We start from the raw sequence: 20,957 nt of genomic DNA, 5'->3' as shown, positions 1-20,957 counted from the left end.
TGTTCAGGGGGAGTGGGTGCCTGCACAGGACCCGGGCATACCCGTGTCGTGCTCGCGCGCACCCATTTCGCATTAAAAGGGGAGTAGAACCGCATGTCCATCATCGACATCGAAGCACCGCTGCACGAGGCCCACCGCGACAACCACACCCACCGTGACGTCAACGGTGGCTGGCTGCGCCCGGCCGTCTTCGGTGCCATGGACGGACTGGTCTCCAACCTCGCCCTGATGACCGGTGTGGCGGGCGGTGCGGTCGCGACGCAGACCATCGTCATCACCGGGCTCGCGGGTCTGGCCGCGGGCGCCTTCTCGATGGCGGCCGGTGAGTACACCTCGGTCGCCTCCCAGCGCGAGCTGGTCCTCGCCGAGCTCGACATCGAGCGGCAGCAGCTGAAGAAGCACCCCATCGACGAGATGGAGGAGCTGGCCGAGCTCTACGTCTCGCGCGGGGTCGAACCCGCCCTCGCCCGCGAGGTCGCGATGCAGCTGTCCCGTGACCCGGAGCAGGCGCTGGAGATCCACGCCCGCGAGGAGCTGGGCATCGACCCGGACGACCTGCCGTCGCCGCTGGTCGCCGCGGTGTCGTCGTTCGGCGCCTTCGCGCTCGGCGCGCTGCTGCCCGTACTGCCGTTCCTGCTCGGCGCGACCGCGCTGTGGCCCGCGGTGCTGCTGGCCCTGGTCGGCCTGTTCCTGTGCGGCGCCGTGGTCTCCCGGGTCACCGCCCGGTCCTGGTGGTACAGCGGCATGCGCCAGCTGGTCCTGGGTGGCGCGGCCGCGGGTGTGACGTACATCCTGGGCACGTGGATCGGTGGCGTCGTAGGCTGACCGCTCGAAGGATGAGACACTATGCAGAGAGCCGCATAAGTAGTTCATTACTCGCCGGTTTCGATCGGTTTCGATCGTGTGACCGGCGGGCAATAGTTCTAGGGCGGCCGGGCAATGATGCCCAGCCCACCCGGGACTTCCGCCCCGCGCATCCGCCCGCGCAGGTCCCCTCTTTCCGATTCGCGCAGTGTCCGCATGCTGGAACGAGATATCCGGTTCCCGGGATTGCCGCCATCATGTAACCTGCACGAAATTTCGCAGAGGGCCAACGTCGTCCCTCGGCTATGCATATGCCACGACGACGACGGGAGTCCCGATGCGTTCCGCATCCACGCACTCCGCGACCGGCCCCAGCACCACCGCCTGGTCGCCCATGGACGGTCGCCCCGCCCAGCAGGGCATGTACGACCCGCGCAACGAGCACGACGCCTGTGGCGTCGGTTTCGTGGCCAACCTCACCGGCGAGGCCAGCCACACGCTGGTCGAGCAGGCGCTGACCGTACTGCGGAACCTCGAACACCGCGGGGCCACCGGCTCCGAGCCCGACTCGGGCGACGGCGCGGGCATCCTCAGCCAGGTCCCCGACGCGTTCCTGCGCGCGGTCACCGACTTCGAGCTGCCCGAGGCCGGCGCCTACGCCGTCGGCATCGCCTTCCTCCCCGCCGACGACTCCACGCAGGCCGTCGCGCAGATCGAGGCCATCGCCGCCGAGGAGCACCTCACCGTGCTCGGCTGGCGCGAGGTGCCGGTCGCTCCCGACCTGCTCGGCAACGGCGCCCGCGCCACCATGCCGGCCTTCGCCCAGTTGTTCGTGAGCAATGGCAGCACCGGCATCGAGCTGGACCGCAAGGCGTTCGTGCTGCGCAAGCGCGCCGAGCGCGAAGCGGGCGTGTACTTCCCCTCGCTGTCCGCCCGCACCATCGTCTACAAGGGCATGCTGACCACCGGCCAGCTGGAGCCCTTCTTCCCGGACCTCTCCGACCGTCGCTTCGCCTCGACGCTCGCCCTGGTCCACTCGCGGTTCTCGACGAACACCTTCCCGTCCTGGCCGCTCGCCCACCCGTACCGCTTCGTCGCGCACAACGGCGAGATCAACACGGTCAAGGGCAACCGCAACTGGATGAAGGCCCGCGAGTCCCAGCTGGCCTCCGGCGTCTTCGGCGAGGGCGCGCTGGAGCGGATCTTCCCGATCTGTACGCCCGACGCCTCCGACTCGGCGTCCTTCGACGAGGTCCTGGAGCTGATCCACCTCGGTGGCCGTTCGCTCCCGCACAGCGTGCTGATGATGATCCCCGAGGCGTGGGAGAACCACACCTCGATGGACCCCGACCGCCGTGCGTTCTACCAGTACCACTCCACCCTGATGGAGCCCTGGGACGGACCGGCCTGCGTCACCTTCACCGACGGCACCCAGGTCGGCGCGGTCCTCGACCGCAACGGTCTGCGCCCCGGCCGCTACTGGGTCACCGACGACGGCCTCGTCGTCCTCGGCTCCGAGGTCGGCGTCCTCGACATCGACCCGGCCAAGGTCGTCCGCAAGGGCCGCCTGCAGCCCGGCAAGATGTTCCTCGTCGACACCGCCCAGAAGCGGATCATCGAGGACGACGAGATCAAGGCCGAGCTCGCGGGCGCGGCGCCGTACGCCGAGTGGCTCGAAGCCGGTGAGATCGAGCTGGAGGACCTCCCCGAGCGCGAGCACATCGTGCACACCCACGCCTCGGTCACGCGCCGCCAGCAGACCTTCGGGTACACCGAGGAAGAGCTGAAGATCATCCTGGCGCCGATGGCCCGTACCGGCGGCGAGCCGCTCGGTTCCATGGGCACGGACTCCCCGATCGCGGCCCTGTCCGAGCGCCCCCGGCTGCTCTTCGACTACTTCACCCAGCTCTTCGCGCAGGTCACCAACCCGCCGCTGGACGCCATCCGCGAGGAGCTCGTCACCTCGCTGCTGTCCTCCCTGGGCCCCGAGGGCAACCTGCTGGAGGCGACCTCCGCGTCGTGCCGCAGCGTCACCCTGCCCTTCCCGGTGATCGACAACGACGAGCTGGCCAAGCTCGTCCACATCAACGCCGACGGCAACATGTCCGGCATGAAGGCCGCCACCCTCTCGGGCCTCTACCGGGTCTCGGGCGGTGGCGAGGCGCTCGCCGCGCGGATCGAGGAGATCCGCGCCGAGGCCGACGCCGCCATAGAGAACGGCGCCCGCCTGATCGTCCTGTCGGACCGGCACTCCGACGCCGAGCACGCGCCGATCCCCTCGCTGCTGCTCACCGCCGCGGTGCACCACCACCTCATCGCCACCAAGCAGCGCACCCAGGTGGGTCTGCTGATCGAGGCCGGCGACGTCCGCGAGGTCCACCACGTCGCCCTGCTCATCGGCTACGGCGCGGCCGCGGTCAACCCGTACCTGGCCATGGAGTCCGTCGAGGACCTGCTGCGCGCGGGCACCTTCCTGTCGGACCTGGAGCCCGAGCAGGCCATCCGGAACCTGATCTACGCGCTCGGCAAGGGCGTCCTGAAGGTCATGTCCAAGATGGGCATCTCCACGGTCGCCTCCTACCGCGGCGCCCAGGTCTTCGAGGCCATCGGCCTCAACGACGACTTCGTCGGTACGTACTTCAGCGGCACCGCCACCAAGATCGGCGGCGCCGGTCTGGACGTCATCGCCAAGGAGGTGGCCGCGCGCCACGCCAAGGCGTACCCCGTCTCCGGCATCGCCCCGGCGCACCGCGCGCTGGAGATCGGCGGCGAGTACCAGTGGCGCCGCGAGGGCGAGCCGCACCTGTTCGACCCGGACACGGTCTTCCGCCTCCAGCACGCCACCCGCAACCGCCGGTACGACATCTTCAAGCAGTACACGGACCGGGTGAACGAGCAGTCCGAGCGGCTGATGACGCTCCGCGGCCTGTTCGGCTTCAAGACGAGCGCGAGCGAGGGCCCCGGCGCCCGCCCCGCGATCTCCATCGACGAGGTCGAGTCCGTCGCCGACATCGTCAAGCGCTTCTCCACGGGCGCCATGTCGTACGGCTCCATCTCGATGGAGGCGCACGAGACGCTCGCCATCGCGATGAACCAGCTGGGCGGCAAGTCCAACACCGGTGAGGGCGGCGAGGACCCGGACCGCCTGTACGACCCGGCGCGCCGCTCGGCGATCAAGCAGGTCGCCTCCGGCCGCTTCGGCGTCACCAGCGAGTACCTGGTCAATGCGGACGACATCCAGATCAAGATGGCGCAGGGCGCCAAGCCCGGCGAGGGCGGCCAGCTGCCCGGCCACAAGGTCTACCCGTGGGTCGCCAAGACCCGGCACTCCACCCCGGGCGTCGGTCTGATCTCCCCGCCGCCGCACCACGACATCTACTCCATCGAGGACCTGGCTCAGCTGATCCACGACCTCAAGAACGCCAACCCGGTCGCCCGCATCCACGTGAAGCTGGTCTCCGAGGTCGGCGTCGGGACCGTCGCCGCCGGCGTGTCCAAGGCGCACGCGGACGTCGTCCTCATCTCCGGCCACGACGGCGGTACGGGCGCGTCTCCTTTGACCTCCCTGAAGCACGCGGGCGGTCCCTGGGAGCTCGGCCTCGCCGAGACCCAGCAGACGCTGCTGCTCAACGGCCTGCGCGACCGCATCGTCGTCCAGACCGACGGTCAGCTCAAGACCGGCCGCGACGTCATCATCGCCGCGCTGCTGGGCGCCGAGGAGTTCGGTTTCGCGACCGCGCCGCTCGTCGTCTCCGGCTGCGTCATGATGCGCGTCTGCCACCTCGACACCTGCCCCGTCGGCATCGCCACGCAGAACCCGGTGCTGCGGGACCGCTTCTCCGGCAAGCCCGAATTCGTCGTGAACTTCTTCGAGTTCATCGCGGAGGAGGTGCGCGAGCTGCTCGCCGAGCTGGGCTTCCGCACCATCGAGGAGGCCGTCGGTCACGCCGAACTCCTCGACACCACCAAGGCCGTCGCGCACTGGAAGGCCCAGGGCCTCGACCTGGACCCGCTCTTCCACGTGCCCGAGCTGCCCGAGGGCGCGGTCCGCCACGCCGTCATCGAGCAGGACCACGGTCTGGCCAAGGCCCTCGACAACGAGCTGATCCGGCTGGCCGCCGACGCGCTGAACGCCCCGAACGCCGAGGCCGCCCACCCGGTCCGCGCGCAGGTCGCGATCCGCAACATCAACCGGACCGTCGGCACCATGCTCGGCCACGAGGTCACCAAGCGGTTCGGCGGCGCGGGCCTGCCCGACGACACCATCGACCTCACCTTCACGGGTTCGGCCGGTCAGTCCTTCGGCGCCTTCCTGCCGCGCGGCATCACGCTGCGCCTGGAGGGCGACGCCAACGACTACGTCGGCAAGGGTCTCTCCGGCGGCCGCGTCGTGGTCCGCCCGGACCGCGGCGCCGACCACCTGGCCGAGTACTCGACCATCGCGGGCAACACCATCGGCTACGGCGCGACCGGCGGCGAGATGTTCCTGCGCGGCCGCACCGGCGAGCGCTTCTGCGTCCGCAACTCCGGCGCCCTGGTCGTCTCGGAGGGCGTGGGCGACCACGGCTGCGAGTACATGACGGGTGGCCAGGCCGTGGTCCTGGGCGAGACCGGGCGCAACTTCGCGGCCGGCATGTCGGGCGGCGTCGCGTACGTCATCGACCTCGACCCCTGCAACGTCAACGTCGGCAACGCGGGCGCGGTCGAGACCGACCTGTCCGACACCGACAAGCAGTGGCTGCACGATGTGGTGCGCCGCCACGAGGAGGAGACCGGCTCGACCGTGGCCGCCAAGCTCCTCGCTGACTGGTCCGTCTCGGTGGACCGCTTCAGCAAGATCATCCCCACCACGTACAAGGCAGTGCTCGCCGCCAAGGACGCCGCTGAGCGGGCCGGACTCTCCGAGTCCGAGACCACCGAGAAGATGATGGAGGCGGCGACCCATGGCTGACCCGAAGGGCTTCCTCACCACCCCCCGCGAGACCGCCTGTTCCCGTCCCGTCGCCGAGCGGCTCAAGGACTGGAACGAGGTCTACGTCCCGGGTTCGCTGCTGCCGATCATCAGCAAGCAGGCCGGTCGCTGCATGGACTGCGGCATCCCGTTCTGCCACAACGGCTGCCCGCTCGGGAACCTGATCCCCGAGTGGAACGACTTCGCCTACCGCGAGGACTGGACCGCCGCGTCCGAGCGCCTGCACGCCACGAACAACTTCCCGGAGTTCACCGGCCGCCTGTGCCCGGCTCCCTGCGAGTCGGCGTGCGTGCTCGGCATCAACCAGCCGGCCGTCACCATCAAGAACGTCGAAGTCTCGATCATCGACAAGGCGTGGGACAACGGCGACGTCACCCCGCAGCCGCCGGACCGGCTGTCCGGCAAGACCGTCGCCGTCATCGGCTCGGGCCCGGCGGGACTCGCCGCCGCCCAGCAGCTGACGCGGGCCGGTCACACGGTCGCGGTGTTCGAGCGCGCGGACCGCATCGGCGGCCTGCTGCGGTACGGCATCCCCGAGTTCAAGATGGAGAAGGTGCACATCAACCGCCGCATCGAGCAGATGCGCGCGGAGGGCACCAAGTTCCGTACGGGCGTCGAGATCGGCCGGGACATCCCGGCCGACGGGCTGCGCCGCCGCTACGACGCGGTCGTCATCGCGGCCGGTGCCACGGTCTCCCGCGACCTCCCGGTCCCGGGCCGCGACCTGAACGGCATCCACTTCGCGATGGAGTACCTGCCGCTCGCGAACAAGGTGCAGGAGGGCGACTTCGTGGCGCCCCCCATCACCGCCGCGGGCAAGCACGTCGTCGTCATCGGCGGCGGTGACACCGGCGCGGACTGCGTGGGCACCGCCCACCGCCAGGGCGCGGCCTCGGTCACCCAGCTGGAGATCATGCCGCGTCCCTCCGAGGACCGGCCGACCGGCCAGCCGTGGCCGACCTTCCCCATGCTGTACAAGGTCACCTCGGCCCACGAGGAGGGCGGCGAGCGGATCTACTCCGTCTCCACGACCCACTTCGAGGGCGACGAGGACGGCAACGTCCAGTCCCTGCACCTGGTCGAGGTCGCCTTCGAGGACGGCAAGCTCGTCCAGAAGGAGGGCACCGAGCGGGCCATCCCGGCGCAGCTGGTCACCCTCGCGATGGGCTTCACCGGCACCGACCAGGCCAACGGCCTGGTGGAGCAGTTCGGCCTGGAGCTGGACGCGCGCGGCAACGTCGCGCGGGACGGCTCGTACGCGACCAACGTGGACGGCGTCTTCGTCGCCGGCGACGCGGGCCGCGGCCAGTCCCTGATCGTGTGGGCCATCGCCGAGGGCCGCTCCGCGGCCCGCGGCGTGGACCGCTTCCTGACGGGCGCGAGCACCCTCCCGTACCCGGTCAAGCCGACGGACCGCTCGTTGATGGTGTAGTCCCGGCCCCCTTCCCCCTGCGGGGGAGGGGCGGCAGTTACCCCTCCCTTCGCGGGGAGGCCCTCATACGGTCCGTACAACGGCGTACGGCACTCTGACACGGCGCCCGCCAGTCTCCGACCAGGGAAGGCGGGCGCTGTGGCATGCCCGGGGTCAGTCCGGGGCGAACTCGTAGCGGAGCTCGTACAGGTGGCCTGCCTTCACCATGACGGTGGCCTCCACCGGTCGCCGGTCGTCGCTGAACACCGTCCGCAGGGTGCGCAACACCGGAAGGTCGCTGTTCAGGCCCAGCGAGCGGTGTTCCTCCTGAGTGGGGATGCGGGCCGAGACCCGGTCGACGCTCAGCCGGGGAGGGAAGCCGAGTCCGGCCAGCAGGGTGGGGGTGCCGCCCTTGATCCTGCGCGCCTCGGCGAGTGCGGTGCCGCGGGCGATGTCCAAGGGGTAGTAGGACCGGACGAGTTCTGCCGGTTCACCGTCGATCCGTAGCAACTGGTGGCGCAGCAAGGCCCGGTCGTCGGGCTCGAGGCACATGGCGAGGGCGACGTCGGCGGGTGGCACTGTCTCACGGACCTCTAGGAGCCTACTGACCGCGTGGGCCCCGTGTCCGGCTGCGTCAGTGAGCCACGGGTAGGGCGCGTCCGCCGACGCCCCCGCGGAGAGCGAGTCCGCAGGACGGATGGTGCGTTGTCGGTGCTCCCGCACGATCACGGCTGAGCCCGCTCGCCCGATGACGAGCCGTTCGTCCTTGAGGAGTCCCAAGGCCTTCTGCACGGTGGCGCTCGACGCGTCGAACCGGGCCTTCAGGTGGGTGGTGGAGGGAAGTTTGGCCCCGGGGCCCAGCTCCCCGTTCAGGATGTCATCGCGCAGGTCGGCGGCGATGCGGACGTGCAGGGGACGTTGGTCGAGCGGCTGTTCCTCGGGGCTGGGCAACGTCATCCGATCCTGGTCTCGTAACGCAATTGCGCACGCTCGGCGGGCATGACCATCACATCGGCCTGGATGGCCCGGTCAGCCGAATCGAGCGTGACCCTCGAGACGACCAGGACCGGTTCGCCGGGCTGGACGCACAGTGGCCCGCACTCCTCCGTCGTCGACAGACGCGCCGTGACGTGCTCCACGACGCGTACCCCCGTGTGCCCCAGCCGGGCCAGCAAGGTGACTGCGCCGCCGCGGATCTTGGCGGTGCCCGCGAGAGGGGTGCCGAGTGCGATCGCGGCGGGGTAGAAGGTGTCCGTCAACTCGCACGGAACTCCGTCCAGTTCGATGAGGCGACGGCGCCGTACGACGCTCTCTCCCGCCGGCACGCGCAACATCCGGGCGACCTCCTCCGACGCGGGCTGCTCTCCCGCGTGCAGGATGCGCTGCCCACCCACGCGCCCGCGAGCCGCGCTCTCCGCGGTCCACGCGTCCGACTCCGACTCCGCGCGCGGAGTCAGGTACGGCATCGACGCACTCGTCCACTGGCCTTCGCCCATGTTGCCCTCCGCGACCCCGTCCGGTTCTGCAGATCCCACGGTATGTGACGAGCGGGTGTGGTCCTAGGTGAAAACCTTGCTGGAATTCGCGAATAGCGATACGTTCTGTGTGGCAGTGGTGGCTTAGCGTCAAATGTGTGGGGTGGGTGTGTCCTTCTCTCGGCAGCAGACGTTTCCCGGGACTCGCGATTCGGTGCGGGCGGCCCGCAATTCCATCGGTGACTCGCTCGGGGGGGGGGGTGGGGTGTCGCCGATCGGCGCGACGACATGCGCCTCTGCGTCTCCGAACTCGCGACCAATGCGGTGATCCACGGAGTGCCCGAGGGGCGTCGATTCGCCGTGCGTGTCGAATGGGCGCGCGATCAGGTGCGCATCGACGTGCGTGACAGCGGGCCGGGTGCACCGGTGGTGCGGCGTGCGTCTCCGGACGCCCTGTCCGGGCGTGGCCTGTGGCTCGTCTCCCAGCTCGCCGATGACCTCACCGTGGAGGACGGGTCGGTCGGCAAGACGGTGTGCGCGGTCTTCCGAGTGAGGACAGGTGGGCTACCCGCGAGTATTGACTAATAGTCAAAGTGGGATCAGTCTCGGTGGCGAGCCGTTGTCGTGGTGTCGCCGTCGTGGGAGGTCGTCCCGTGGGTGCAGAGGAACTCGCCAGGCTGGGTGCGGAGTTGAAGGGGGCGCCGGTGCCCGGGTCGTTCGCCGGGCTGGCGGACGGGGAGCTCGGGCGGCTCGCCGACGCGCTGCGCGCGGAGCGGGAGCGGCAGGCCGCCGGGCTCGGCGACGCCGCCGAGGAAGCGCTGAAGCTCGTCCCCGCGCTCGCGCGCGGCGCCGTGCGCAAGGTGCTCTTCCGGTGAGCCGCGCCGAGGTCGAGAAGGTGGCCCGGTTGCTGGGGGAGGGCGACGCGGGGGCGCTGCGGTTCATGGAGGCGCTGCCCGCCGAGGACCTGCGCCGCTTCCGCGAGCAGGTCACCGCGGTCCTGTACGACGGGGCGCCCGAGATGCTCGACCGGATCGCCGCCGCGACCAAGCTGGTGCCGGCCGCGGTGGCCGCCGCCATCTCGCAGAAGGCGCTCGGCCCCCGCCTCGCAGCGGCGGTCGCGGGCCGCCTCGACCCCGGGCGGGCCGCCGACATCATCGAGAAGCTCCCGGTGCCCTTCACCGTCGAGTCCTGTGCCCACCTCGACCCCCGGCGGATCGCGGGCGTGGTCGACCGGCTCGACGAGGGGCTGCTCGTCCGCATCGCCGTCGCGCTCGCCGAGTCGGCCGATTTCCTCACCATGGGGCGCTTCGTCGGCCACATCCGCGACCGGGCGCTCACCCGGATCCTCGAACAGGTCGACGACGAGGCCGTCCTGCGCACCGGCTTCTACGTCGACCAGCCCGAGCGGCTGCCGCACATCCTGCGGCTGATGGGCGACGAGCGGCTCGCGGGCGTGGTGCGCGCGGCCGCCGCGGGCGGGCTGTGGGAGGAGGCCCTCGCCGTCGCCGGGTCGGTCGACGGCGAACAGCGCGAACGGATCGCCCAGCTGACGGCCCGGCTGGAGGGCAGCGCCCTCGACTCACTGGTACGGGCCACCCACGAGCGCGGTCTGTGGGAGGCGCTGCTCCCGTTGGTCGCGCTGCTGGGGGAGGAGGACCGTACGGCCGTCGCCCGCTTGGCGGCGCTCCGCGAGCCCGAGGTGCTGCGCGGGGTGGTCCGCGCCGTCGTCGGGACCGGTCTGTGGGGGGAGTTCCTGCCGCTGGTCGGCGTGCTCCCCGAGGACGGGCGCAAGGTGGTCGCCGACACCGCGGCCCTGCTGGGCGACGGGGAACTGGACGCGCTCGTCCACGAGGTCGACAAGCGGGACCTGTGGGAACTGGTCCTGCCCCTGGTGGAGCTGATGGACGACGCGGGCAAGCAGCGCGTCTTCGAGCTGCCCGCCTTCCAGGACCAGGCGGGTAGTTAGCCGGGCCGCCGCGGCCTCGCCGGATCTCCGGGAGGCCGCGGCACCTGTATACACAGCGTCATGTCGCGAGCCATGTCGAAGGTCATGTCGAGTGTCGAGTGTCGTATCGAGTGTGGTGGTGAGGGTCGTGGTGAGGGCCGTGGCGAGTCCGCCGCCGCCAGGGGGCGGGGGCTGAGGCGGCTGCTCGCCTCGGCCTGCGGGGTCGTGCTCGCGCTGAGCGGGCTCACCGCGCTGGGGCCCGTCGCCGCCGCCGACGGGCGGGACCCGGGGCCCGGCCCGGGGCCCGGCCAGTACGACTACCGGGGGCTGCGCTTCACGCTCCCCGCGAACTGGCGGGTCGTCGACCTCGACCGCGCGCCCGACGCCTGCCTGCGCCTCGACGTGCCCACGCTGTACGTCGGCCACGCCGGGACGCAGGGCGAGTGCGCGGGCCGGGCGGTCGCCGAGCGCGCCGACACCCTGCACCTGGAGCCCGTACGGGACGCCCCGCCGCGCGCGGACGTGCCGACCGTCGACGTACCGGTGGGCACCGCGCTGCCCGCCACCGGGCCCCGCACGCCCAGCAACGAGCTGCGCTACGCCCTCGCCCAGTCGGGGGTGATGGCCACCGCCTCCTACGGCGATACGCCCACCGCGGTCCGGGCCGTGATCGAGGGCGCCCGCCCGGTCGGCGGCCCCGGGGGCCACGCCGGCCCCCCGGCCACCGTGCCGGGCCGGCCCGCGTCCCCCGGTTCCGTCCTGCGGCCCGTCCCCGCGCCGGCGGCCTCGGTCACGCCGGGCGCCTACACCGGCCTCGGCTTCGACGCGTGCACCGCCCCGGGCCAGGCCACCATGGACGGCTGGGCGCAGGATTCCCCCTTCGGCGCCGTCGGCATCTACATCGGCGGCGGCGCCCGCGCCTGCGCGCAGCCGCGGTTGACCGCCGACTGGGTCAAGCGGCAGAGCGCCGCGGGCTGGCACCTGATGCCGATCTGGGTGGGCCGCCAGCCCTGGCGCAGTGCCACCACCGGGCTGTCCACCGACCCGGACACCGCGGCCGCGCAGGGCCGGACGGCCGCCGACGGCGCGGCCTCGGCGGCCCGCTCGCTGGGCCTGGGGGAGGGCACCGTCCTCTACAACGACCTGGAGAACTACACCGACCGGGCCACCTGGGACCGGCCGGTGGTCGCGTACGTCGCCGCCTGGACCCAGCGGCTGCACGCCCTCGGCTACCGGGCCGCCGCCTACCTCGCCGCCGGTTCGGGCGTGAAGGCGCTCAGTGCCGAGTACGCGCGCACCGGGCGCGCCGTCCCCGACGTCGTCTGGGCCGCGGCCTGGAACGGGCGCGCCTCGGTCACGGACGCGGACCTGGGTGTGCCCGCGGGCAGCGGGCAGTGGGGCGGGCGCCGGCGCGCCCACCAGTACCAGGGCGACCACGACGAGACCTACGACGGCGTGACGATCAACATCGACCGCAACCAGGTCGACGTGAACCCGGCCGCGATCGCCCTCCCCGGGACCGGGCCCGCCCCCGAGCCGGTCCCGGCCCCGGCTCCGGCCCCGGCCCCGGTGCCGGTCGTCCCCGCCCCCTTCGAGGACGAGGACGAGGACGGGTACGAGGACGGGTACGAGGACTCCGAGGTCGACCGCGCCTCACTCCTCCCGGGCGGGGTCGTCGTCGTTCCCCCGGCGGATCGTGCGCAGGCCGGCGGCCGGGGTCCACGCGCGGACCACCAGGTCGTCCCCGTCGATCCCGGTCAGGACCACCTCGGTCAGCTCCACCCGGAACAGGTGGGACGGGTGCGGCGGCTCACCTGATTCCTCGGCGAAGCGGTGCAGCTCGGGCGGGTCCAGGATCTCCACGGCCCGCCCGGAGATGCGTACGTCCCCGTCGGGCATCGACTCGTCCGCACCCGGATTGGTGTGCAGCGCGAACCGGGGATCGCGCCGCAGGTCCAGGGCCTTCATCGACCCCGGCATCATCCCGAGCCACAGCTCGCCGCCCCGGAAGGTGGCGTTCAGTCCGCAGACCCGCGGCGAGCCGTCCTTGCGCAGGGTCGCCAGGACGTGGTGCGCGTACTGCCCGAAGCGGGCCCGGACCGCCTCGGCGAGTTCCGGCTCGGCCGCGGCGAAATGCGCCCAGTTGTTCGTCGTCATACCGCTATGAAAGCGCCTGGTCCGGGCGCCGACCGCTCAGGCGCGCACGATGCCGACCGCTCAGGCGCGCACGATGCCCGCCGTCCGCGCAGCGGCCAGCCACGAGGGGAACTCCGAGACGAGCCGGTCGTACAACTGCGCGTCAGGCACCGCGCGCGGGTCCTCCCCGGCGTGGAAGTAGCCCGCGTTGTCGACGACGCGCGCCCGGGGCACCGGTAGCTCGTCCAGCTTGCGCAGGAAGTCGAACTGGGTGCTGCGGGTGTTGCCGAAGCCGACGAACTGCCAGAAGAGCGGCAGCCGGGCCGCCTTGCACAGGTGGCGCTCCGCCGCGGCCTTGTTCAGGGGGCCGCCGTCCGTCTGGAAGACCACGAGGGCGGGATCCGTCGCCCCGCTGTCCAGGTAGTGGTCGATGACCGCGTCCATCGCCGCGTCGTAGGACGTCTTGCCCATGTGGCCGAGGCCCGCCACGATGCGGCCCACCGCGCCCGCGTGCCGCTCCAGCGAGATCTCCTCCACGGCGTCGACCTCCGTGGAGAAGAAGACCGCCGGGACCCGACCGTCGTCGTCCAGGTGCGCCGACAGCCCGAGCACCCGGTCCGCGAAGGCCTGCACGGTGCCGTCGGCGTAGTACGGGCGCATCGAGCCGGAGTAGTCCAGCACCAGGTAGACCGCTGCCCGTTGACCGTCCAGGCCGTGCTTGCGCAGGGAGACCCCGGCGCTCTTGTACAGGCTGACGAGCGCCGGAGCGGTTTCTTCCATCTTGCGCAGGTTTATCGCACTACCGGTCATGGCCCCGAGGGTACGTCAACGGGCCCCGGTCGGACCCAGCCGTGCGGCCAGCCGTTCGCGGTGCGCGGCCGGGCCGCCGAACAGCCGCGCCGCGCCGTGGGCGCGCTTGAAGAACCGGTGCGCCTCGTGCTCCCAGGTGATCCCGATCCCGCCGTGCAGCTGGATCATCTCCCCGGCCACCCAGGAGTACGCCTCCCCGCACGCCGAACCGGCAGCCGCCGCAGGGTCGGGCGCGGCGTCCGCCGCCGCGGCTGCCAGGGCGAGGCCGCGGGCGTTCTCCACGGCGGCGTACATGTCGGCGAGCCGGTGCTTGACCGCCTGGAAGGAGCCGATCGGGCGGCCGAACTGGACCCGTTGCTTCGCGTACCCCACCGTCACCTCCAGGGCCCGCGCGGCCGCCCCGACCTGTTCCGCGGCCAGTGCGGTGACGCCCAGGTCCCGCACCCGGGCCAGGATCCGCTCCCCGTCGCCCTCGGCGCCGACCAGGGCGGCCGGGGTCCGGTCCAGGGCCAGCTCCGCGAGCGGGCGGCTCGGATCCATGGTCGAGCGGATCCGCCAGGCGGCGGGCGGCCCGGCCAGCCGGAACAGCGAGAGCGCCCCGCCGACCCCGGGGCCCGCGCCCGCCCCGCCGTCCCCGGGGCCCGCGCCCGCACCGCTCCGCGCGAAGACGAGCACGACCTCGGGGACCCCGGGGCCGGAGCCCGGCAGGACGTACTCCTTGGCGCCGGTCAGGAGCCACCCCCGCGCCGGATCCCGGACGGCCCGGGTCCGCAGCGCCGAGGGCTCCCAACTCCCGCGCTCCGCCCAGGCCAGCGCCCCGGCCGCCGTCCCCTCGGCCAGATCCGGCAGCAGCAGCGCGCAGGCCCGCGCGTCCCCCGCCGCCACCAGCGCCCCCACGGTGAGCACCGCGGAGCCCAGGTACGGTACGGGGCTCAGCGCACCCCCCAGCGCGTCCATGACCACGCCCACCTCGGCGCTCCCGCAGCCCAGCCCGCCGTACTCCTCGGGCACCGCCAGCGCCGCCGCGCCCACCCGGCCGGTCAGCGGGGCCCAGGCCGCCGCGCCCGGGTGCCGGGCGAGCACCGACCGTACGGCCGCGCCCAGTTCCCGCTGCTCCGGGGTCCGCTCAAGGCTTCGCTCAAGGGTTCGCTCCGGGGTCCTCACGACCGCTCCTCCCGCTCCTCGCGCGCGGCCCGCCGCAGCGGGGCCTTCTGGAGCTTGCCGCCGGCGTTGCGCGGCAGCTCGGCCACCGTGGTGAAGCGCCGGGGGACCTTGAAGTTGGCCAACCGCTCCCGGGTCCAAGCGGTCAGGTGCGCCGCCGTGACGGGTTCGGTGGTGACCACGAAGGCCACCCCGACCTCGCCGAGCCGCTCGTCGGGGGCGCCCACCACCGCCGCGTCGGTGATCGCGGGATGGGTCAGCAGTACGTTCTCCACCTCCGCCGGGTAGGCGTTGAACCCGCCCACCACGTACATGTCCTTGAGCCGGTCGGTGATGGCGAGGTAGCCGCGCGCGTCCAGCACGCCGATGTCCCCGGTGCGCAGCCAGCCGTCCGCGAGCACCGCCTCGGCGGTCGAGGCCGGGTCGTCGAGGTAGCCGGTGGTCACGTGGTAGCCGCGCACCTGCACCTCGCCGGGCTCCCCGGCCGGCAGCACCCGGCCCAGCGGATCCGTGATCCGCACCTCGGTGTCGGGCAGCGGCAGCCCGACCGTGTGGGCGAGGGTCGGGGCGTCCGCGTCGGTCGGGCAGACGGAGACGACGCCGCCGGACTCGGTCAGTCCGTACGCCGTGAACACGTCCGGGGCGCCCAGTTCGCCGCGGATCCGCTCGACCAGCGCGGTCGGCACGGCGGCCGCGCCGGTGCCCGCCAGGCGCAGCGCGGACAGGTCGTGCGTCGCCCGGCCGGGGTGTTCGAGCAACCCGTGGAAGACGGTCGGCGGGCCCATCAGACAGCTGACCCGCTCCGCGGCCATCCGGTGCAGGATGCGGTCGGTGTCGTAGACCGCCTCGGGGAGCATGGTGACCCCGCGCAGCAGGCAGGCGAGCACCCCGGCCTTGTAGCCGAAGGTGTGGAAGAACGGGTTGACCAGCAGGTACCGGTCGCCGGGGCGCAGGGTGACCAGCCGCGACCAGGAGTCGTAGAGGCGCACGCTCTGGCCGTGGGTGGTCATCACGCCCTTGGAACGGCCGGTGGTGCCGGAGGTGTAGAGGATGTCGCTGAGGTCCGTGGGGCGTACGGCGGCCAGCCGGGCCAGCCGCTCCCGCTCCGGGACCCGCTCCCCGGCGCGCAGGTACGCCTCCCAGGAGTGCACCGAGGATTGTGCTGAGGAGTGCCCGGAGGAGTGCACCGGCACACCGTCCGGCGGGGTCCCCGCACCCGCGTCGCGCAGCACCACCGTGGCGGCGAGGGCGCCCAGGTCCTCGCCGGATCCGTGCAGGGCTTCGACGTAGTCGGTGCCGAGGAAGCCGCGTTCGGTGAAGAGGACGCGGGCGCCGCTGCGCCGGATGACGTCGGCCGCCTCGGCGGGCTTGTAGCGGGTGTTGACGGGGACGAGGACCGCGCCCACGCCGACCGCACCGAGCGCGGCGGTGATCCACTGGCGGCTGTTGGGGGCCCAGAGCGCGACCCGGTCACCGGGCCGGACGCCGAGGGCGACGGCGGCGCGGGCGGCCGCGGCGATCTCGACGTCGAGCCGGGCGAAGGTCCAGCGGACCTCGCCGTCGGCGAGCGCTTCGAGGTCCCCGTACGCGGCGGCGGCGAAGGCGGGCAGACGGGCCAGGGTGGCGGGCGGTGCGGGGTGCTGCGGAGTCTGGCGGGGGCTGGACACGGACCCTCCCTACTTGACGAGCGAGCGTGGGCGGTATCCAATCACAGCTGTTTCGGTTAGGCATATACCTAGTAGGAATATCTCTGGAGGTCGCCGTGGTGGTTCCCGTGGTTCCCGTGGTTCCTGTGGTTCCCGTGGTCCCTGTGGGCATGAAGTCCGCGCTCTCCAGCTTCGCCACCGGCGTCGCCGTCATCACGGCGTGCGAAGGCGACGGCCGTCCCGTCGGGATGGCCGTGCAGTCCTTCTCCTCGGTGTCCCTCGACCCGCCGCTGGTCTGCTTCTGTCCGGCGCGCACCTCGTCCAGCTGGCCCCGGATCCGCGCGGCCGGCCGCTTCGCCGTCAACATCCTGGCGGCCGACCAGCAGGAGTTGTGCCGTCGCTTCGCGGTGACCGGGGGCGACAAGTTCGCCGGCGTGCCGTGGCGTTCGGGCGGCAACGGCGCACCCCTGCTCGACGGCGTCCTCGCGACGGTCGAGTGCGTGCTGGAGGACGTCCTGGACGGGGGCGACCACGTGATCGCGCTCGGCCGGGTCACCGCCCTGGCCGCGCACCGGGAGGTCGCCCCGCTGCTCTACTTCCGGCGCACCTACGGGGTGTTGCCCTCAGGGGCGGCCGATTCCTGGTCCGATTCCCGGTCCGATCCCCGGCCCGATTCCCGGTCCGACGCCCGGTCCGACCCCCGGGTCGCCGCGCGCTCCGCCTCCAGCGCCTCGATGTCCTCCAGCATGGCGGCGGCGAGGTCGCGTTCGGAGGCGTAGTACCGCTCGGCCCACTTGAGGGTGAGCGTGGGGTAGGCCCACGCCGCCTCGTCCTTGGCGCCCTCGACGTCCGCGACCGCCCGCAGGCGCATCTTCTCCGCGAACTCCTGGTGCTGCGCGAGTACTTCGCGCATCTGCTCCGGCTCCAGCAGGTGCCCCAGCCACAATCGCAGCATCGGCCCGTGCTTGAGGACGGGCGGGTCGACGGGTGCCCGGCGGGCCCAGTCGCGCACGGCGTCCATGCCCTCGTCGGTGATCCGGTAGACCCGCTTGTCGCGGGTTCCGGTCTCCTGGGCGACCAGGCGCGAGGAGGCGTAGCCGGCCTTCTCCAGGCGTTTGAGTTCGCTGTAGATCTGGCTGAAGGAGGGGCTCCAGTAGAAGAACTTGAGCGACCAGTCCGACCACTTCTTCAGGTCGTAGCCGGACAGCTCCTCCCCGAAGGAGAGCAGCCCGAGCACCGCCCAGCTCGTTGCGGGGAGCGCGCGCCTGTTCGTCTCTTCTGCCACGGACCGCAGTCTACGACCGGTCCCGGCGGCGCCCTTCCCCCTGCGAGGTATGCCTGCTAGAAGTATGCCTATTAGGAATACTCGTGATGGAGGGACCTCACCGTGAAGTTCTCGATGATCTTCGAGGCGCAGCTCGTCGACCCCACCCCCGAACGCGAACGCCAGGTCATCCACGACTGCGTCGAACAGGCCGTCCACGCCGAGCGGATGGGCTTCGACCGGATCTGGGCGGTGGAGCACCACTCCCTCACCCAGTACGCCCACATGAGCGCCTCCGAGATCTTCCTGACCTGGGTCGCCGCCCGGACCGAGCGGATCCGCATCGGCCACGGCGTGGTCACCATGCCCTTCGGCTACCAGCACCCGGTGCGCGTCGCCGAACGCGCCGCGATGCTCGACGTGCTCTCCGGTGGCCGCGTGGACATCGGCGCCGGGCGCGGCGCCACCCGCCAGGAGATGTCCATGTACGGGGTGCGCCCCGAGGACACCTACCCGCAGATGGAGGAGGCCCTGCGGATCTTCTCCTCGGCGTGGAAGGAGGAGCGGTTCGAGTGGCACGGCTCGATCGACATCGGACCCGGGGCGGTCCTGCCCCGCCCGGTCCAGGACCCGCACCCGCCGCTCTTCATGGCGTGTTCCAAGCACGACACCCTCAAGCTGGCCGCCGAACTCGGCATCGGCGCCCTGGTGATGGGCTTCGCGGGCGCCGACGACGTCCGCGCGATGCGCAAGGTCTACGACGAGGCCATCGCCACCCGCAGCGGCGAGCGGTTCGTGTCGGACGTCGTCAACGACCACCTCTCCGCCCTCTGCCCGACCATCGTCCTCGACGACGCCGAGCGCGCCCTGCGCCTGGGCACCCGCGGCCAGCGCTTCTTCGCCGAGTCCATCGCGCACTGGTACGGCAACGGCCCCGAGCCCACCGGTTACGCCAAGGACGAGAGCGCCGAGCAGCACGCCGCCGCCCTGCACAAGGGCCGCGAGGAACTCGTCGCCCGGCTCCACGAGGCGAACATCCCCGCCCGCCCCGTCGACACCGGCACCTACAACGCCGAACACGCCTACGGCAGCGCCGAGACCGCGATCGCTTACGTCGAGCAGCTCCGCGAGATCGGTGTGGACGAGGTGATGTGCCTGATCCAGATGGGCACCGTCCCGCAGGAGGTCTGCATGGAGACGATCCGCCAGTGGGGCGAGAAGGTCATCCCCCACTTCCGCGCGCTGGAGGGCTGACCCGTGGGAGTGGGAGCGGCGGTCCCGCTGGACGGGAAGGTCGTCGTCATCACCGGCGCCGGCCGCGGTCAGGGCGCGGCGGAGGCCCGGCTGTGCGCGGAGGCCGGCGCCCGGGTCGTCGTCACCGACATCCGCGAGGAGGAGGGGCGCGAGGTCGCCGCGGCCCTCGGCGACCAGGGCCTGTACGTACGGCACGACGTGGCGGACGCGGAGAGCTGGGCGGGGGTGGTGCGGGCCGCGGTGGCCGCGTACGGAGGGGTCTCGGCCCTGGTCAACAACGCGGCCGTGTGGCGCACCGCCCACGTGGAGCGGCAGAGCGTCGAGGATTTCGAAGCGCTGCTCCGGGTCAACCTGCTGGGCCCCTTCCTCGGCATCCAGGCGGTGGCCCCGCTCATGCGGGCGGCCGGGGGCGGCTCGGTCGTGAACATCTCCTCCACCGCCGGCCTGGTCGGGATACCGGGCCACGCGGCCTACGGCTCCACGAAGTTCGCCTTGCGCGGGCTGACCCGGTCGGCGGCCCTGGACCTGGCCGGGGACGGGATCCGGGTCAACTCCGTGCACCCGGGGGCGATCGACACGCCGATGGTCGCCGGAGCGGTGGCGGGCCGGGACTGGTCGCACCTGCCGCTGGGGCGGATGGGGCGCCCGGAGGAGGTCGGCGAGCTGGTGCGGTTCCTCTGTTCGGACGCCTCCTCCTACATCACGGGCGCGGAGTTCACCGTCGACGGCGGGATGACGACCCGATGACGACGCATCGGCGCGCCCGTCCCGAGGCGCTGTCGCCGCGGGCGCGGGAGGTGTGCGCCGCGATGTCGGCGCACTTCCCGCCGCCGGGGGACACCGGCGCGCTGCGGGCCGCGGCCGCCGCGGGCGCCGCCGCGGCCGCCGCGGGCGCCGCCGCGGCCCGGCCGGGGCCGGTGGTGGCCGCCGTACGCGACTCGGTGGCCGACGGGGTGCCGGTGCGGGTCTACGATCCGGCGCCGGGGACGACGCCGGGGGCGGGGGCTGGGGCGGGGGCGGACGGGCGCCCGCTGGTCGTGTACTTCCACGGCGGCGGCTGGGTGATGTGCGGCCCGGACACGCACGACGCGACGTGCCGGACGCTGGCCGCGCGGTCGGGGGCGGTCGTGGTCTCGGCGGACTACCGGCTCGCCCCCGAACACCCCTGGCCCGCGGCGCCCGACGACGCCCTGACCGTGCTGCTGTGGGCCCGTGCCCGGGCCGGCGCGCTCGGCTGCGACCCCGCCGCGGTGGTGGTCGCGGGGGACTCCAGCGGGGCCAACCTGGCCGCCGTCACCGCGCTGCGCGCGCCCGGGCTCGTGGCGGCGCAGCTGTTGATGTACCCGCCGCTGGACGCCTCGATGGCCTCCGCGTCGGTGGAGACGTACGCCCGCGACCACTTCCACACAGCCGCGCACATGAGCTGGTACTGGGAGAGCTACCTCGGCCCGGACGCGGATCCGGCGCACCCGTACGTCTCTCCGCTGGCCGCCGCGGACCTGGCCGGGCTGCCACCGGCGCTGGTGCTGCTGGCCGACTGCGACGTGCTGCGGGACGAGGGGCTGGCGTACGCGCGGCGGCTCGCGGCGGCGGGGGTGGAGTGCGAGGTCCGGCTCTTCCCGGGCGTCTTCCACGGCTTCCTGGGCACCCCGCTCCCTGCGGCGGCCGCGGCGCTGGCGGGGGCGGCCGAGTGGGTGGCGCGCAGAGGCACTTAGGGTCGGGAGATGACGACTACGACGACCTTGTGGCGGCCCACCGGGCCCGTCGAGCTGGAGCTGGTGGCGGCGGCCGACTGGCGGGCCTGGCCGCCGCGGCTGCCCGAACAGCCGATCTTCTACCCGGTCATGAACGAGGACTACGCGATCCGCATCGCCCGCGACTGGAACGTCGAGCGCGACGGGGCGGGCTTCGTGACCCGCTTCGAGGTGGACACGGAGTTCCTCGCCCGGTACCCGGTCCAGCAGGCGGGCGGGGAGACGATCCTGGAGCTGTGGGTGCCGGCGGAGGAGCTGGCGGAGTTCAACGCGCACATCGTCGGGCGGATCGAGGTCGTGCACGAGTTCCGCGGTGCGCGGGATC

16 protein-coding genes and 2 pseudogenes are annotated in these 20,957 nt (G+C 72.5%); 11 read left to right on the top strand and 7 right to left on the bottom strand.

The window, feature by feature from the left end; translation table 11 throughout:
- The first annotated feature begins 93 nt into the window (after positions 1-93).
- From ACIBEA_RS09810 to ACIBEA_RS09800, 3 genes are all read left to right on the top strand, one after another.
- On the top strand, positions 94-825 hold the full coding sequence (locus tag ACIBEA_RS09810) for a VIT1/CCC1 transporter family protein (protein WP_399259322.1): 732 nt from the start codon (positions 94-96) through the stop codon (positions 823-825).
- A 373-nt stretch (positions 826-1,198) separates the two neighbouring features.
- Positions 1,199-5,755 (top strand): glutamate synthase large subunit, encoded by a 4,557-nt coding sequence (gene gltB / locus ACIBEA_RS09805; RefSeq protein ID WP_399259538.1) that lies wholly within the window; start codon positions 1,199-1,201, stop codon positions 5,753-5,755.
- Entirely contained in the window at positions 5,748-7,208 is a 1,461-nt protein-coding gene (locus ACIBEA_RS09800; RefSeq protein ID WP_399259321.1) for a glutamate synthase subunit beta, read from the top strand. The genes gltB and ACIBEA_RS09800 overlap by 8 nt, the downstream gene beginning before the upstream one ends.
- Before the next feature lie 153 nt (positions 7,209-7,361).
- On the opposite strand, the gene ACIBEA_RS09795 is transcribed toward ACIBEA_RS09800, so the two are convergent.
- Both ACIBEA_RS09795 and ACIBEA_RS09790 read right to left on the bottom strand, forming a co-directional pair.
- Positions 7,362-8,144: a GntR family transcriptional regulator gene (locus tag ACIBEA_RS09795; RefSeq protein ID WP_399259320.1), complete on the bottom strand. Its 783-nt coding sequence runs from the start codon at positions 8,142-8,144 to the stop codon at positions 7,362-7,364.
- Positions 8,141-8,683, bottom strand: a complete 543-nt coding sequence (locus ACIBEA_RS09790; protein ID WP_399259319.1) for a GntR family transcriptional regulator — start codon at positions 8,681-8,683, stop codon at positions 8,141-8,143. The genes ACIBEA_RS09795 and ACIBEA_RS09790 overlap by 4 nt, the downstream gene beginning before the upstream one ends.
- A 267-nt stretch (positions 8,684-8,950) precedes the next feature.
- Between ACIBEA_RS09790 and ACIBEA_RS09785 the strand changes: the two genes are divergently transcribed.
- The 4 genes and pseudogenes from ACIBEA_RS09785 to ACIBEA_RS09770 form a co-directional block, all read left to right on the top strand.
- On the top strand, positions 8,951-9,247 hold the full coding sequence (locus ACIBEA_RS09785) for an ATP-binding protein (protein ID WP_399259318.1): 297 nt from the start codon (positions 8,951-8,953) through the stop codon (positions 9,245-9,247).
- Positions 9,248-9,315: 68 nt separating this feature from the next.
- Positions 9,316-9,537: a hypothetical protein gene (locus tag ACIBEA_RS09780; RefSeq protein ID WP_399259317.1), complete on the top strand. Its 222-nt coding sequence runs from the start codon at positions 9,316-9,318 to the stop codon at positions 9,535-9,537.
- A complete protein-coding gene (locus tag ACIBEA_RS09775) occupies positions 9,534-10,628 on the top strand; it encodes a hypothetical protein (RefSeq protein ID WP_399259316.1) in 1,095 nt (364 codons plus the stop codon). The genes ACIBEA_RS09780 and ACIBEA_RS09775 overlap by 4 nt, the downstream gene beginning before the upstream one ends.
- 60 nt (positions 10,629-10,688) lie before the next feature.
- Positions 10,689-12,080 (top strand): annotated as a pseudogene (locus ACIBEA_RS09770) (DUF1906 domain-containing protein); the annotation flags it as partial.
- A 180-nt stretch (positions 12,081-12,260) separates the two neighbouring features.
- Here ACIBEA_RS09770 and ACIBEA_RS09765 read toward each other — a convergent pair.
- From ACIBEA_RS09765 to ACIBEA_RS09750, 4 genes are read right to left on the bottom strand one after another with little or no spacing between them, the layout of a single operon-like run.
- Positions 12,261-12,764, bottom strand: coding sequence for a pyridoxamine 5'-phosphate oxidase family protein (locus ACIBEA_RS09765; protein WP_399259315.1), 504 nt, complete (start codon positions 12,762-12,764; stop codon positions 12,261-12,263).
- Positions 12,765-12,824: 60 nt separating this feature from the next.
- On the bottom strand, positions 12,825-13,553 hold the full coding sequence (locus tag ACIBEA_RS09760) for a VWA domain-containing protein (RefSeq protein ID WP_399259314.1): 729 nt from the start codon (positions 13,551-13,553) through the stop codon (positions 12,825-12,827).
- Between the two features lie 15 nt (positions 13,554-13,568).
- Positions 13,569-14,717, bottom strand: a complete 1,149-nt coding sequence (locus ACIBEA_RS09755; protein WP_399259313.1) for an acyl-CoA dehydrogenase family protein — start codon at positions 14,715-14,717, stop codon at positions 13,569-13,571.
- Complete coding sequence (locus ACIBEA_RS09750; RefSeq protein WP_399259312.1) at positions 14,714-16,381, bottom strand: FadD3 family acyl-CoA ligase; 1,668 nt, start codon at positions 16,379-16,381, stop codon at positions 14,714-14,716. Before ACIBEA_RS09750 ends, ACIBEA_RS09755 begins: the two co-directional genes overlap by 4 nt.
- Before the next feature lie 149 nt (positions 16,382-16,530).
- On the opposite strand from ACIBEA_RS09750, the pseudogene ACIBEA_RS09745 reads away from it, so the two are divergent.
- Positions 16,531-16,917 (top strand): annotated as a pseudogene (locus tag ACIBEA_RS09745) (flavin reductase family protein); the annotation flags it as partial.
- A gap of 50 nt (positions 16,918-16,967) precedes the next feature.
- Here the strand turns inward: ACIBEA_RS09745 and ACIBEA_RS09740 are convergent.
- Entirely contained in the window at positions 16,968-17,645 is a 678-nt protein-coding gene (locus ACIBEA_RS09740; protein WP_399259311.1) for a helix-turn-helix transcriptional regulator, read from the bottom strand.
- 102 nt (positions 17,646-17,747) lie between these two features.
- Here ACIBEA_RS09740 and ACIBEA_RS09735 point away from each other — a divergent pair, with 102 nt between their 5' ends.
- From ACIBEA_RS09735 to ACIBEA_RS09725, 3 genes are read left to right on the top strand one after another with little or no spacing between them, the layout of a single operon-like run.
- Positions 17,748-18,878, top strand: a complete 1,131-nt coding sequence (locus ACIBEA_RS09735) for an LLM class flavin-dependent oxidoreductase (protein WP_399259310.1) — start codon at positions 17,748-17,750, stop codon at positions 18,876-18,878.
- A 3-nt stretch (positions 18,879-18,881) separates the two neighbouring features.
- On the top strand, positions 18,882-19,625 hold the full coding sequence (locus tag ACIBEA_RS09730; protein ID WP_399259309.1) for an SDR family NAD(P)-dependent oxidoreductase: 744 nt from the start codon (positions 18,882-18,884) through the stop codon (positions 19,623-19,625).
- Positions 19,622-20,593, top strand: coding sequence for an alpha/beta hydrolase (locus ACIBEA_RS09725; RefSeq protein WP_399259308.1), 972 nt, complete (start codon positions 19,622-19,624; stop codon positions 20,591-20,593). Before ACIBEA_RS09730 ends, ACIBEA_RS09725 begins: the two co-directional genes overlap by 4 nt.
- The last annotated feature ends 364 nt before the right edge of the window (positions 20,594-20,957 follow it).

It is taken from the genome of Streptomyces sp. NPDC051555 (genome assembly GCF_044454405.1).
In the GTDB taxonomy this organism is placed as follows: Bacteria; Actinomycetota; Actinomycetes; order Streptomycetales; family Streptomycetaceae; genus Streptomyces.
Note: the sequence above shows the minus strand (reverse complement) of the source record. Positions and strands in the feature narration are given on the sequence as shown.